Annotated in this window: 10 protein-coding genes and 2 pseudogenes; 8 read left to right on the plus strand and 4 right to left on the minus strand. The window is 43.7% G+C overall.

The genetic code is table 11. The features are described from left to right. Positions 1-152 precede the first annotated feature (152 nt). The 3 genes from NMG48_RS12665 (at position 153) to NMG48_RS12675 (ending at position 4,907) form a co-directional block, all read left to right on the plus strand. Entirely contained in the window at positions 153-947 is a 795-nt protein-coding gene (locus tag NMG48_RS12665) for an ABC transporter permease (protein ID WP_271251893.1), read from the plus strand. Positions 948-1,562: 615 nt separating this feature from the next. Continuing rightward, positions 1,563-4,187, plus strand: a complete 2,625-nt coding sequence (locus NMG48_RS12670; protein WP_271251894.1) for a tetratricopeptide repeat protein — start codon at positions 1,563-1,565, stop codon at positions 4,185-4,187. A 105-nt stretch (positions 4,188-4,292) separates the two neighbouring features. Continuing rightward, positions 4,293-4,907 carry a DUF3800 domain-containing protein gene (locus NMG48_RS12675; protein WP_271251895.1) on the plus strand — a complete coding sequence of 205 codons (615 nt, stop codon included), beginning with the start codon at positions 4,293-4,295 and terminating at the stop codon, positions 4,905-4,907. A gap of 758 nt (positions 4,908-5,665) precedes the next feature. Here the strand turns inward: NMG48_RS12675 and NMG48_RS12680 are convergent. Beyond that, a pseudogene (locus NMG48_RS12680) lies at positions 5,666-6,382 on the minus strand (IS256 family transposase); the annotation flags it as partial. An 82-nt stretch (positions 6,383-6,464) separates the two neighbouring features. On the opposite strand from NMG48_RS12680, the gene NMG48_RS12685 reads away from it, so the two are divergent. Then, the gene (locus tag NMG48_RS12685) at positions 6,465-7,676 is read left to right on the plus strand and encodes an IS256 family transposase (protein WP_271251719.1); all 1,212 of its coding nucleotides are present in this window, start codon (positions 6,465-6,467) and stop codon (positions 7,674-7,676) included. Positions 7,677-7,696: 20 nt separating this feature from the next. Here NMG48_RS12685 and NMG48_RS12690 read toward each other — a convergent pair. Together NMG48_RS12690 and NMG48_RS12695 are read right to left on the minus strand one after the other, a co-directional pair. Beyond that, a pseudogene (locus NMG48_RS12690) lies at positions 7,697-8,212 on the minus strand (transposase); the annotation flags it as partial. An 82-nt stretch (positions 8,213-8,294) separates the two neighbouring features. After that, positions 8,295-9,155, minus strand: a complete 861-nt coding sequence (locus NMG48_RS12695; protein ID WP_345961262.1) for an Rpn family recombination-promoting nuclease/putative transposase — start codon at positions 9,153-9,155, stop codon at positions 8,295-8,297. 165 nt (positions 9,156-9,320) lie between these two features. On the opposite strand from NMG48_RS12695, the gene ypfJ reads away from it, so the two are divergent. After that, positions 9,321-10,202, plus strand: coding sequence for a KPN_02809 family neutral zinc metallopeptidase (ypfJ, locus tag NMG48_RS12700; protein WP_271251898.1), 882 nt, complete (start codon positions 9,321-9,323; stop codon positions 10,200-10,202). A 21-nt stretch (positions 10,203-10,223) separates the two neighbouring features. Here the strand turns inward: ypfJ and NMG48_RS12705 are convergent, their stop codons facing one another. Beyond that, positions 10,224-11,117, minus strand: coding sequence for a cation diffusion facilitator family transporter (locus NMG48_RS12705; RefSeq protein WP_345961263.1), 894 nt, complete (start codon positions 11,115-11,117; stop codon positions 10,224-10,226). A gap of 499 nt (positions 11,118-11,616) precedes the next feature. Between NMG48_RS12705 and NMG48_RS12710 the strand changes: the two genes are divergently transcribed. The 3 genes from NMG48_RS12710 (at position 11,617) to NMG48_RS12720 (ending at position 15,068) form a co-directional block, all read left to right on the plus strand. Then, positions 11,617-13,035 (plus strand): efflux RND transporter periplasmic adaptor subunit, encoded by a 1,419-nt coding sequence (locus tag NMG48_RS12710; protein ID WP_271251900.1) that lies wholly within the window; start codon positions 11,617-11,619, stop codon positions 13,033-13,035. 10 nt (positions 13,036-13,045) lie between these two features. Beyond that, on the plus strand, positions 13,046-14,344 hold the full coding sequence (locus tag NMG48_RS12715) for an ABC transporter permease (RefSeq protein WP_271251901.1): 1,299 nt from the start codon (positions 13,046-13,048) through the stop codon (positions 14,342-14,344). A 61-nt stretch (positions 14,345-14,405) separates the two neighbouring features. Continuing rightward, positions 14,406-15,068, plus strand: a complete 663-nt coding sequence (locus NMG48_RS12720) for an ABC transporter ATP-binding protein (RefSeq protein ID WP_271251902.1) — start codon at positions 14,406-14,408, stop codon at positions 15,066-15,068. The last annotated feature ends 34 nt before the right edge of the window (positions 15,069-15,102 follow it).

Raw genomic sequence — 15,102 nt, forward strand, 5'->3', positions numbered from 1 at the left:
TCGCAGAACCCTAAGCGATCGCCATAAAAACAAGCGCTTGGCAAATGCGTGTATACTCAATTTGCCAAGCAAAAATCAATCACAGCCAAGTTTTGGAGTTTAGGGTTTGCCATAGACAAAAGTCCAAATTGCGATAACAGATAAACTGAACTATGCAGCTTAGATATATATTTCGCGTTGTTAAGACCATGTTCTTAACCTATTACGCCTACATGCTCGAATATCGTGCCGAGCTGTTTATCTGGTTACTATCTAATTCTCTGCCATTTATTCTCATGGGAGCATGGCTCAAGGCTTCAGAAAATGGCAGCTTTGGTATGACATCGCTAGAATTTATCCGTTACTTTCTCGCCGTATTTATCGTGCGCCAGTTTAATATTGTCTGGGTGATTTGGGACTTTGAGAAGGAACTCATTTCAGGTCAACTTTCCCATCGGCTATTACAACCCATCGATCCTTTTTGGCATCATTTAATCAATCACATTGCCGAGCGTTGGGCAAGATTACCGATGTTGGTGGTTTTGGTAGCATTATTTTTTATTCTCTATCCACAATCATTTTGGATACCTTCATTAGGAACTGGTTTACTCGCAGCATTTCTGGTGGCGATCGCCTTTTTATTACGCTTCCTAATTCAATATACCTTTGGAATGCTTGCCTTTTGGACAGAACGCGCTAGTGCGATCGAGCAACTCTGGTTTTTATCCTATATATTTCTCTCAGGAATTATTGCGCCTTTAGAAGTGTTTCCACCATTAGCGAGGGATATAGTCCTATGGACTCCATTTCCCTATATGGTTTATTTCCCCTCAGCGATTTTAGTGGGCAAGGCGGTAAATATCTGGCAGGGAATTGGCGTAATGGGGGGATGGATGGCAGTTACTTTTGTAATCAATCGCTGGCTATGGCGTAAGGGTATCAAGCAATATTCAGGAATGGGAGCTTAGAATCTAAGTAGGTAGGCATATATTTCTGCCCCCCCTTAATCCCCCCTTTGAAAGGGGGGAAACTTGAATCCTTTCAAGGAGGAGTTAGAGGGGGCAAAAAACTTCTCAAACACGTTCTAAAAAAGTCGGCGATCGCTCTGTTTATGGTTGCTTGGTGCAAATTTGACTAGATGGCGCGAGAGGAGCCTCTTTAAAAGAGTGGATTAAATCGAGTTTTAAGCCAATGGAAGAGACAAGATATAACAATGTGTTGACAGTGATTAGGAATTTAATCAAGCGTTGAAAACGAGTCATGGGGAAGTTCTCCGTAAAGTTGACAATGCCATCATCGAAAAAATGACCTGAAACCTCCAGACGGGTTAAGGCAGATAGCAAACTTTTCTTAACTGCCTTTTCTGTCCTTTTTGAGTTGAGTTAAACTAAATCATCTTACGCAGAAGGTTAGTAAAGCCCTCACCCCTAGCCCCTCTCCCGCAGGAGAGGGGAACAAGAAAATAATTAAATCTTTCTCCCCCTCGCCTTGCGGGAGAGGGGGCTGGGGGGTGAGGGCAAATTTTCCATCTGTGTAAGGTGAGTTAAACTAAATCAACACAGTCAGCAAAACTTAGTTGGGTCATGCCTACACAGCGCAATAGAGGGATCGCCGCAACGGTTGCGGGACTGCAAAAACTTCGTGAGGTTAAGGCGGCTGGCAAAGCGGATGGAACTCGTTTGACCTTTGAAGGCATTGCCGATCGCATTTCTCAGAATTCTCAATCTTCAGTTGATCCCAGAACGGTAAGACGATTTTTTAAGGGTGAAGGTATCGATCGAGATTATGTCCTAGCGATTTGTAAGGCTTTGGGTTTAGAGGTCACGGAGATTGTTGATCAGAATGAATGGAATCCCGTTAAGTCTCGTCAAACTTCTCAAGCCGTGGCGATCGCCGCAACCCTGAATACGACACCGCCACCTGTGGATGAATGGCAGGGACGACAGGATGAAATCAAGGAACTCCAAACCGCCCTAAGCAATGAAAAAGTCCGCTTAATCGGGATCACCGCAGCAGGAGGCTATGGTAAATCGGCTTTAGCGGTGAAGTTCAAGGAGCAGTTAACCTCTGATTGGCGGGTGTTGTGGGTGAGTTTTATCCAGCCTTATCCTTTGGCGCAATTTGGGCGATGGTTATTGGAGCAGTTGGGACGAGACTATGATGAAAAATGGGACGAGGAGACGTTAATTGGGCAGATCATCGAAGGGTTAATCGCTGAGCCTTATTTGTTGGTGTTGGACAATATGGAAACGGTAATACCAGCAGAAGGGAAGTCGGTTTATGGTCAATTTTTGAGCCAATGGTTAGGGAATGGGATGCATAGTAAGCTACTGCTCACCAGTCGGGAACAGCCAGCGTTTAGCGCCAATTTGCTGCCGCGTTGTTATTGGTTAGCCCTAAAGGGGTTAGCGGAAGCCGATGCGATGCGTTTGGTGACGGAAGACTATGGATTAACGGGAACGCAGCAGGAATTAGCCCATTTTGTGAACCGAATGGATCGTCATCCTCTCTTGATGCAACTGGTATCGAGTTGGATGCGGGACAAGTTGGGGGAAGGGGTTAGTGTGACAGAGGCGGAAAATTTGGGCTTAGATTTGTTTACGGTGGAAGGTTATCACCGTGATACGGAAACCTGTGTCAGGGAAGTCGTGGCGGCGAGTTTGGCGCGATTATCGGCAAGGTTAGGGGATATTTTAAAGCGGTTATCGGTATTGCGAGGGATTTTCGATTTAGGGTTAGCTCAGGGGTTAACTGCGGATGTAACGGATGCAGAGTTACGGTATTTAGCCCGTTTGTCGTTGTTGCAGGAGTTTCCCCCTGAACCTCTCAAGGGAAAACCGCGACGGTTTCAGTTTTTGCCTTTAATTTCGATGGTGGTGCAACAGCAAGCGGATTCTGAGTTGTTGCGATCAGCGCATCAGGCTGCGTTGGATTATTTTTTGGCACATTTACCTGCGCCACCTTGGGAATCATTGGAGGATTTGACGGCGTATTTGGAGGCGTTTTACCATGCAGGGGAATTGGGAGCATGGCATTTAGCCTATGATATTTTGGATGAGCAGCGAGGGGGAGAAGGGAAAAATAAATCAGTTCATTACTTTTTGAATTTTCAAGGTTTTTACCGTCAGCAAGCGCAGTTATATGAACAGGTAATCGCAGGTAGTCAAAGGGAACAAGCTTGTTATCGCAAATCTTTAAACCGTTTGGGAATTTGTTATCAAGACTTGGGACAGTATGAAAAAGCGATCGCCCACCATCAGCAACATCACGACATCAGTGAAGAAATGGGTGATCGGCAAGGAGAGGCAAGTTCTCTAGATAATTTAGGAACTTGTTATAGAAACTTGGGGCAGTATGAAAAAGCAATCGCTCATCACCAGCAATCTCTCGAAATCGACGAAGAAATCGACAATCGGCAAGGAGTGGCAAGTTCTCTAGGCGGTTTAGGCAGTTGTTATAATTTCTTGGGGCAGTATGAAAAAGCGATCGCCCATCACCAGCAATCTCTCGAAATCAAAGAAGAAATCGGCAATCGGCAAGGGGTGGCAATTTCTCTAGGCAATTTAGGCAATTGTTATGATTATTTGGGGCAGTATGAAAAAGCAATCGCTCATCACCAGCAATCTCTCGAAATCAGTAAAGAAATGGGTGATCGGCAAGGGATGGCAATTTCTCTAGGCAATTTAGGCAATTGTTATGATTATTTGGGGCAGCATGAAAAAGCGATTGTCCATCACCAGCAATATCACGACATTAGTAAAGAAATCGGCTTTCGGGAAGGGGTAGCAACTTCTCTAGGCAATTTAGGCGTTTGTTATGATTCTTTGGGAAAGTATGAAAAAGTGATCGCCTATCACCAGCAACATCGCGACATCAGTGAAGAAATCGGCGATCAGCAAGGGGTAGCAATTTCTTTACATAATATGGGGGCAGCATTGCTCAAACTTGAAAACTACAGCGAAGCAGAAACCAAAATTCAAGAATCCTTAGTGATTTCCCAACAGATTAACTTTAAACCTTTAACCGCCTATAGTTTCAAAGTCCTTGCCGAAATCGCCCATCAAACCAATCAATCCCAACTCGCCCTCACCCATTGCCAAAACGCGATCGCCCTCTCCCAAGAACTTGGCATTCCCTTAGTCAAAGACTGCGAAGAACTCCTAGCAAAAATTCAGGAGGACTTAGATCCCCCTCAATCCCCCTTGTAAAGGGGGAAGAAGAAAATTTAATTGATTCTCCGCCCTTTACAAAAGGGGATCATTTTTGGTATGTATCGTATCTTTTGAATCAAATGTAATTTCTGTTCGCTATCTATGGCTAAAGGCAAGAATAAGAAAATCCTGTTCTTTATTGATGAATTTGGGACTGCGGGGGTAAGCGATTTATATTTCGGAGGAGTTATTGCTTTAGCGAAAGATACTGGACGTTTAGATAAGTGTTTTAGCGATCGGTTAGAGACAAACGCTAATGAAATTCATGCCGTTAAGATGAGAGATGAATATATTAAGGATCTTATGATCCGCTTCAAGCAGTCTGCATCTCAAGAGAATTTTATTTTGATTAATCGTGCTGTTAGTATTCGACAGGGTGCTGCCCCAATAATTTATGCCCAAGGTTTAATCGAGATAGTAAAAGTTGGTTTAAAGCTTTTTAGAAAAGAAGTGCTGAAAAGTACGCATATTAACAATGTAGAAGTTATTACCGACATCAATCAACACAATAGTCACCCAGATTTTGAGAATGAAATATCCAAAGAAAAGTCTAAGGATAGAGAATTCTCTCCAGTTAATCACGTTGCTAGAATTGATTCTGCTGCATCACGGATGCTTCAGATTGCTGATATAGTGGCTTACTCTCGCAAATTCATTATTAATAGAGATCTAAATGCCGAACAACTAAAGAGAGATTATGGTATCCATATAAAATGAGATAAGGGCTACCAATTGGCAACCCTTACTTAAAATTCTTTATGGAATAAGAGATTATAGTGATCGTCAACCAAGGCTTTTTCCCTCTGGGTAATCACGACTCTTACTAGGCACATGGCTGAGCAAGTCGTCTTTTTTGATCTCTACTACGATCATTATCTAGCTAGATACAGCCAATATTATCCTACTACTCGCTAAAAGTCAATACTATATCGCTTTACACCAAATCGCCCATTAAACCAATCAACCTCAACTCGCCCTCAGCCATTGCCAAAATGCCCTCACTCTCTCCCAAAAACTTGGCATTCCTTTAGTCAAAGACTGCGAAGAACTCCTAGCAAAAATTCAGGAGGATTTAGGAGAATAACGTTAGTGTCATGAATTATTCGCGCATCAGGCGATCCTTCTTTAGGGGCAAAGCATTGCCACGAAAATCTATAAATTTTCAGATAATTTTGATTTGGCAATGCTTTGCCCAAACCTCGCAACGCAGGGACAAGTTATCGATAAAAGCACAAAGGGTTGAGCATTTGCATTTCAAGATGATTGTGGGAAGTATAAAAATAGTGGCGCAAATGCTCAACCCCTACAAGTTTGTGTTTATAGGGCTTTGAGGGCGCGAATAATTCATGACACTAACCAAAATTATGTCAGAAAAATCTTTGTGCGATCGCAAATGAGAATATGGCTACAAAAGAGGACATAAAAAAGCTTGGCTCATATCGAGATTGTCAAGTAAAATGTGTAAAGTCTAGAAGCTAGACGTGGAGACGATCCTCGAAGAGGATGGCAAAGCGATTAAGAGCAGGCTTCCAATCGCGAATCGGCATCGTCCACTTCTTCGAGATATTCCGCATTGCTAAATAAACGAGCTTGAAAGCAGCATCATCAGAGGGAAAAATCTGTTGGGATTTAATCACCTTCCGCAAACTACTGTTCATCGACTCAATCGCATTGGTGGTATAAATCGCCCTGCGAATCTCGGTCGGGAAAGCAAAGAAGGGGATAATGTTTGCCCAATGACTGCGCCAAGACTTGGAGATTGATGGATATTGCTTGTCCCATTTCTCAGCAAAGAGTTCGAGATTAAACTCAGCCTCCGATTCCGTCGCCGCGCTATAAATAGCCTTGAGGTCAGCACAAACTTGCTTGCGTTGTTGCCAAGGTACAAAAGCGACCGAGTTTCTGACCATGTGGACAATGCATAACTGCACCTGAGTTTTAGGAAATACCGTCTCAATCGCATTAGGGAAACCAGTCAAGCCATCGACACAGGCAATCAAAATATCTTTGACCCCACGGTTGTGAATTTCGGTGAGTACTGACAACCAGAATTTCGCACCTTCATTCGGAGAAATCCACATACCCAGTAATTCCTTGTACCCGTCCATATTCACGCCCAAGGCAAAGTACAAGGATTTGTTAATCACTCTGCCATTGTCTCGGACTTTGATGACTAGACAGTCCAGAAAGACGGAGAGTGTAAAGTGAAGTGTGTAAAGTCTGGGATATATACAGAGAGATGATCTAGACACACAATTACCAACACTAAAACTGATGAATATACGCAAAGAATTGCTCGACGAATTGCTGCAAGAATGTAAAACACCACCTGACCTATTCGGAGAAGGAGGCATTCTGAAGCAACTGACGACCGCATTAGTGGAGCGAGCATTGGAAGCAGAACTATCCATGCATCTGGGCTACGGAAAACATGAACCAAGACCAGAAGGACAAACTAACAGTCGCAATGGCTATAGCCAGAAAAAAGTGCAAGGTGACTTTGGCGTAGCCGAAATCGCAGTCCCCCGAGATCGGCAAGGGGAGTTTGAACCGCAGATGGTGAAGAAAGGACAAAGTCGCTTGTCAGGACTAGATGAAAAGATCATTGCTCTCTACGCACGAGGTATGAGTGTCAGGGATATTCAAGCCCAGTTGCAAGAAATGTATGGTGTTGAAGTATCACCAACACTTATTTCCAATGTTACAGATGCAGTAATTGACGAGGTGAAGCAATGGCAAAACCGTCCCCTTGAAGCAGTCTATCCAATCGTCTTTCTGGACTGTCTAGTCATCAAAGTCCGAGACAATGGCAGAGTGATTAACAAATCCTTGTACTTTGCCTTGGGCGTGAATATGGACGGGTACAAGGAATTACTGGGTATGTGGATTTCTCCGAATGAAGGTGCGAAATTCTGGTTGTCAGTACTCACCGAAATTCACAACCGTGGGGTCAAAGATATTTTGATTGCCTGTGTCGATGGCTTGACTGGTTTCCCTAATGCGATTGAGACGGTATTTCCTAAAACTCAGGTGCAGTTATGCATTGTCCACATGGTCAGAAACTCGGTCGCTTTTGTACCTTGGCAACAACGCAAGCAAGTTTGTGCTGACCTCAAGGCTATTTATAGCGCGGCGACGGAATCGGAGGCTGAGTTTAATCTCGAACTCTTTGCTGAAAAGTGGGACAAGCAATATCCATCAATCTCCAAGTCTTGGCGCAGTCATTGGGCAAACATTATCCCCTTCTTTGCTTTCCCGACCGAGATTCGCAGGGCGATTTATACCACCAATGCGATTGAGTCGATGAACAGTAGTTTGCGGAAGGTGATTAAATCCCAACAGATTTTTCCCTCTGATGATGCTGCTTTCAAGCTCGTTTATTTAGCAATGCGGAATATCTCGAAGAAGTGGACGATGCCGATTCGTGATTGGAAACCTGCTCTTAATCGCTTTGCCATCCTCTTCGAGGATCGTCTCCACGTCTAGCTTCTAGACTTTACACATTTTACTTGACAGTCTCGAAAGACGATTGGATAGACTGCTTCAAGGGGACGGTTTTGCCATTGCTTCACCTCGTCAATTACTGCATCTGTAACATTGGAAATAAGTGTTGGTGATACTTCAACACCATACATTTCTTGCAACTGGGCTTGAATATCCCTGACACTCATACCTCGTGCGTAGAGAGCAATGATCTTTTCATCTAGTCCTGACAAGCGACTTTGTCCTTTCTTCACCATCTGCGGTTCAAACTCCCCTTGCCGATCTCGGGGGACTGCGATTTCGGCTACGCCAAAGTCACCTTGCACTTTTTTCTGGCTATAACCGTTGCGACTGTTGGTTTGTCCTTCTGGTCTAGGTTCGTGCTTACCGTATCCCAGATGGGTTGATAGTTCTGCTTCCAATGCTCGCTCCACTAATGCGGTCGTCAGTTGTTTCAGAATGCCTCCTTCTCCGAATAGGTCAGGTGGTGTTTTACATTCTTGCAGCAATTCGTCGAGCAATTCTTTGCGTATATTCATCAGTTTTAGTGTTGGTAATTGTGTGTCTAGATCATCTCTCTGTATATATCCCAGACTTTACACACTTCACTTTACACTCTCCTCATATCCTACTAATAACTTCGTAAGATAACCCAGTTGATTCGGCAATGATTTCTATGGCTACATTTTGCTCTTTCAATGCTTTGGCAACTTTCTCAATACCCTTCTCAATACCTTTCTCAATACCCTTCTCAATACCAACTTTTTCACCTTCTTCAAAGGCTGTATCAAATACATTTTTCACTTCTAAATACTGGACTAAACTCTTTTTATATTGTTCATACTGCTCTAGATCTAAGTGCGATATTTCGGCGATTTCAAATCCTTTTTGAAAGATTGGTTCATTCAATATTGCGGGTATGTGATTAAAACTTTCTAGGTTTTTTAAAAAATACAGCCATTTATCGAAGTGAGTTACCAGTTCATTCTCTTGTTTATTGAATAGCGGCATTTGTAAAAACTTAAAATTTAACTTATCAAAGAATACATCTCCATCTTGGTCTTTGAGACATACATCGCGCCTAAACTTGGGTGTGGTATGTTCATCGTACTCAAAATCCAATATCGCAATAAAATAGATTGGTAATAAATAAAAATTCCAATCTCCTTTTTCCGACTGTTCTCGAATTGGGAATGTGGAATAGAATAAGGCTCGATCTTTGAAATGCTTGATTTTCGCTTTTTGCATTTCCACAATAAACTTATCACCAGTTTTACTTTCGCAGTAAATATCAAAAATAGCTTTACGTTCCGATATGGTGTCGGAGAGATTTTCAGAATTTTTAAATGTTAATTGTTGGATTTGATGATGTATCGGTAAAAGTTGATTAAGAAAATCGATGAGCAAATCTTTACTGCCTTCTTCGCCGAACAGTTTCTTAAAGCCAAAATCAGTATAAGGATTAAAGTATCTCGCTACCATAATTTCCCCAAAACATTCATGCAATTTAGCTGTGAAAACCTTGTAAGCCATCTCCTGTATAGCACAAAATCTAAAAAACAAGCTTAAGCCTCTTTTCTGATTCAACAAGAGTGAGAAATGCTATATTCTCCACAATAAATTGGCATAAAAGCAGGGATTAACAATATGAAATGGGATGAAATGCGGGAGAGCGACAACGTAGAAGATGTGCGTGACGGCTCATCTAGCTCAAGCTCATCACCATTAGGAATGCTCGGCGGACTAGGTGGACTAGGCTTTGGTGGTATTGCGATCGCCTTGGTTGCTGGTCTAGTTTTTAAAGTTAATCCTGCTCAGCTTTTAGGCTTTTTATCTAATACACAGCAACCTGCGCCACAGGCTCTAGTCAAACAACCTACCAAAGATCGCGATTCGGCTTTTGTCAAATCAATTCTCGGTGATACCGAAGATACTTGGGGAAGAATTTTCAAACAACAACTAAAAACTAACTATCAAGCCCCTAAATTAGTCCTATTTGCAGGTTCAGTTAAATCGGCATGTGGCTCCGCCCAAACTTCGGCGGGTCCCTTTTACTGCCCTGCGGACAAGAAAGTATACCTAGATATGGGTTTCTTTAAATATCTAGAAGCTACGGCTGGCAGTGATGCAGACTTTGCGCGAGCCTATGCGATCGCCCATGAAGTCGGTCATCATATCCAAAATTTACGCGGCATATCTAGTAATGTCAGACAGCTCAAGGCAAGTTCCAACAAGGTCAAAGCTAACGAACTCTCAGTACGGCAGGAATTACAAGCGGATTGCCTTGCGGGTGTGTGGGGACATTTCACGGCTCAGCGTGGCTTGATTTCCGATCAAGATATTACTAAGGCTCTCAATACAGCTACGCAAATTGGTGATGACTACTTACAAAAACAGTCAAAGAGTGGACATGTGGTTCCTGAATCCTTTACCCATGGCACATCTCAACAAAGGGTCACTTGGTTTAAGCGAGGTCTGGATACGGGAGATATTAATCAGTGCGATACATTTGCCGCCAATAAATTGTAAACAAAGGGATGAGAAGAATCCCTATAGTCCCTGATCAGTCCATGATTTAGGATCTTCTAAAGGCTCTAAATGTGTGAACACTTTAATATTGGGGATGGTTGCCATAATTTTGGATTCAATTTCTTCGCATAAGTCATGTCCCTCCTGCACAGTCCATGAGCCAGAAACTAAGACATGAAAATAGACAAATCTCTTTGTGCCTGCAATTCTGGTACGAATATCGTGAAATTGGATCTTTTGGCGATCGTAAGCCGATAAAATCTCATCGATCATTTGCCTTTCCATTAATGGAATAGAAGCATCTAACAGCGCCGAGCCGCTCTCCTGTATTAGCTTTACGCCAGTCCAGACAATATTTGCCGCGACCAATAGCGCAATGAAGGGATCAAGAATCAACCATCCTGTTACAGACACTAATAATATGCCGAGGATTACCCCCACAGAAGTCCATACATCGGTAAGTAAATGATGAGCATCGGCACGTAACGTAATCGACTGGAGGCGTTTCCCTGCTTTGAGTAAGATCAGGGCAAGTCCACCGTTGATCGCTGACGCAACTAGGGACAAGACTAAACCGAAACTAATCTGTTCTAGGGGTTGAGGATGTAAGAGTCTAGGGATTGCCGCGATCGCAATACTAACCGCCGCAACTAAAATTAATGCACCTTCAAACCCACTGGAGAAATATTCCGCTTTAGAATGTCCGAAGGCATGTTCTTCATCTGGAGGTTTCGCGGCATAGGTTAAAGCCCACACTGCACCGATTGCGGCAATGAGATTGACTCCCGATTCAAGGGCATCGGATAAAAATCCAATGGAATTAGTTAAGAAATAAGCACCTAATTTCAAGCCGATAGTAAGGATGGCGGCTCCAATCGACAGAAAAGCATAATAACGAGCGGATCTATTTTGCATATCGGATTTTCTAAGAACAGTCATCCAAAGTGATAAATCGGTTTTCATTTTGTCGTAGACAAAATGAAAACTCAAAACTCTTACTAGCTGATGGTAAGTGGAACCCTCATCCCCCACCCCCTTCTCCCGCAGGAGAAGGGGAGCAAAACCCATATTATTTTCTTGTTACCCTCTCCTGCGGGAGAGGGGCTAGGGGTGAGGGCTTTACAACCTTCCAAATAACACCAGTTACTAGGATTGATTTTTGGTTTGCAAAGGTGTCCATACACATTTGCAAATCGCTGTAGTAATCACACCAGTATAAAGATTGATGGCTGGAACTAATTGACGTTTACCAATCCTTAATCGATAGATGATAGGTGGCGCTTTGTGTCGCCTATCATCTATGGTGCGTGAGTTTTTGATGGATATTTTATGAGATCTGCTTATTGATTTAAGAATAGTTGAACGTTTTATCGTATATAAGAGTCTAAAGGTATTAACCATTGACGTGACTGTTATGCAAACCGAGAACCAGCTAGAACCGAAGGAAGATAATCTCCCCGAAGAACTATCCGATTTTCCCGACGAGCTTGCTCCGCCCAAAAAATCGTTTCTAGGACGCTGGAAATGGCGGATTGCTATTGTCTTAATCCTTGCGTTAGTTGGTGGTGGTGGTTACTATGCCTACACTCAAATGATTGCCCCTGCCAATACTCAAGGCAGCCGTAAACGCGATCGCGTAATTTCGATAAAGCGGACTGATTTACCCATCATCGTTACCGCAAATGGCACGATCCAGCCCGAAAAATCCATCAACGTCAGTCCTAAAAGTTCAGGTAGGCTCAAGAGTTTATTGGTCAAAGAAGGACAATCTGTGACCGCAGGACAGATCCTCGCCTATATGGATGAGTCCAATACCTTAGGACAAATTACTCAAGCCGATGGTCAGTTGGCGGCAGCGCAGGCAAGTCTTGACCTCCTCCTCGCAGGCAATCGTTCTCAAGATATTGCCCAAGCCCAAGCAAATTTAGCCAATGCCCAAGCTACCCTCGAACAGTCAGAAATCGTTTATCGTCAAAATCAACAGCTATATAAGGAAGGGGCGATCGCATCTAGGGATCTGGATGCTTCAAGGACAACAATGGAAGCAAATCGCGCTAAAGTCACCCAAGCGAGAGAAGCTCTATCGTTGCAACAAGCAGGTTCGCGACCTGAAGATATTGATCGTGCTCAGGCTCAAGTTGTGGCGGCGGCAGGTACTCTGCAAACTGTGCAATCACAATTGGAAGATACAATTATTCGCGCTCCCTTTGATGGTGTAGTAGTCAGAAAGTATGCTGATCCGGGGGCATTTGTAACTCCTACAACTTCAGGCAGTGCCGTAAGTTCCGCAACTGCTTCTTCGATTCTTGCCCTTGCGAGCAATAACCAAGTCGTTGCCAATGTCGCCGAAGCTAATATTGCTCAAATTGCTGTCGGTCAAGAGGTATCCTTTCAAGTTGATGCCTATCCCAATAAGAAATTTAGCGGGCGGGTCGTATCGATTTCACCACAGGCGATCGTTAATCAAAATGTCACCAGTTTTGAGGTGAAGGCAGAAATCACTTCTAAGGATAAGGAAATGTTGCGATCGGGCATGAATGCTAGCTTAGAATTTCGGGCAGGACAGCTAAAGGATGTTTTGGTCGTACCCACCGTTGCGATCGTGCGGCAGCAGGGCAGTACAGGGGTCTATGTGAAGACAGAACAGAATACAACTCCTGTATTTACACAAATTGAAACAGGTGTCACCGTCGATGACAAAACCGAAGTGAAGTCGGGCTTGAATGGTGATGAGAAAATCTTTGTTTCCTTCCCTGAAGGTTCCCGTCCCAAAACCGAGCCTAGAGGTGTTCCGGGGTTAACGCCTTCTACGCCGCAGAGACAAAGGGGTTAAGAATAAATTTATGCAAAAGTTAAAGCCGATCGCCAAATCTCCAGCAAAACCATTGGCAAGGCAACGTATTCAGGTTGCGAAAGTTCCTTTTGCAGAGATTCTGACTATGGCAGCAGAATCTCTGTGGAATAATCGTCTTCGCACAGCCCTGACGATGCTAGGCGTAATCATTGGCATTGCGGCGGTAATTGCGATTACATCGATCGGACAAGGCATTCAGAAGTCAACCGAAAATCAGTTACAGGCGCTTGGCACAAATTCGATTAACGTCCTCACAGGTTCAGCAAGGACAGGTGGTATTAATCAGGGTGGTGGTTCTGCTTCCACTTTAACTTTAGAAGATGCTCAAGCTGTGGCTAAAGCTCCTGCGATCAAGTTGATGTCCGCTTATTTACAGCGCAATAGACAGGTTTCCTACGGTAATCAAAATACTTCCACAACAGTGATTGGTACGGATGTTAATTATTCACCGATTCGGAATACTTTCCCATCTGAGGGCAGATATTTTGAACAAGAAGATATTGATAATGCCAAATCCCTAGTAGTACTTGGCTCGAAGGTGAAATCTGATTTGTTTGGTCGGGCAAATGCGATCGGTGAGAGAATTCGCATTCAGGGAGAGCAGTACCAAGTAATTGGCGTAATGGAATCTAAAGGAGCTTCAGGTGGTTTCGATCAGGACGATCGCGTATATATTCCTTTAAAAAATATGTCAGCGCGACAGGTGGGGAATAACTCCTTGCAAGGCATCTCCGTGAGTGGTTTTTGGGTACAGGCTCTAGACGAATCAGAAATTGAGGCGGCTCAATTCCAATTAACCAATCTCTTACGTCTGCGGCATAAAATTTATCCGCCTCAGCCCGATGACTTTCGGATTGTCAACCAAACGGATATTGTCAGTGCTTTTACAAATATTGTCGGATTGCTAACCCTGATGGTCGGCGCGATCGCTGCCATATCCCTGATCGTTGGTGGTATTGGTATTGCTAATATCATGCTAGTTTCCGTGGTCGAGCGTACCCGTGAAATCGGTGTCCGCAAAGCTTTAGGAGCAACGAGAGCCGCGATTCTTAATCAGTTTCTCACTGAGGCGATTTTAGTTTCAGGGCTGGGTGGCATAGTTGGGATTGGGTTAGGAGTAGCGATCGCCTATGGTTCAGCCACAATTTTTCAGTTCCCATTTCTGATCTCAATTTGGGCAGTTTTAGCAGGTTTTGGCTTATCGATGATTGTCGGACTAGTGGCAGGCGTAATTCCCGCCCGCAGTGCCGCCAAACTCGATCCTATTCAAGCGCTTAGAAGTGACTAATTTATGAGAGAGCGTAAACCGAAGGTTTACGCTCTCTCGAATATAACGCAAGTGACTAACTATGATTCGTTTAGAAAATATCCGCAAAGCCTACCGACTCGGTGAAGTTGATGTTCCCGTTCTTAAAGGTATTGATTTAGAGATTCAATCTGGGGAATATGCCGCAATTATGGGGATGTCAGGCTCAGGCAAATCCACCCTCATGAATATCATCGGCTGTCTCGATCGCCCAACCAAAGGGAAATATTATCTCGAAGATCGGGAATTAACTACCTATAACGATGATGAACTCGCCTATATTCGCAATCGTCGCATTGGATTTGTGTTTCAGCAATTTAATCTGCTAGCCCGTTCAACTGCCCTTGAGAACGTGATGCTGCCGATGATTTATTCCAATATTCCCAAGGAAAAGCGTCGTCGTCTGGCTGTCGAAGCCTTAACGAAAGTGGGACTTAGCGATCGCATGGCAAATCGTCCCAATCAACTATCTGGCGGACAACAGCAACGGGTCGCGATCGCCCGTGCCTTAGCCAATCGACCAGCCTTAATCCTTGCCGATGAGCCAACAGGAGCCTTAGATACGCATACTTCCCATGAGGTGATGAATTTGCTTGCTGACTTAAATGAGCAGGGGATTACGATTGTGTTAGTTACCCATGAGCCAGATGTCGCTGAGAGAACTCGCCGCATTATTCGCATTCAAGATGGGTTGATTTCTAAATAAAAAACCTTTATGCCTCGGCAAAGCCGCGCCATAA

Origin of the sequence: Pseudanabaena sp. Chao 1811 (assembly GCF_027942295.1) — a bacterium.
Lineage (GTDB): Bacteria > Cyanobacteriota > Cyanobacteriia > Pseudanabaenales > Pseudanabaenaceae > Pseudanabaena.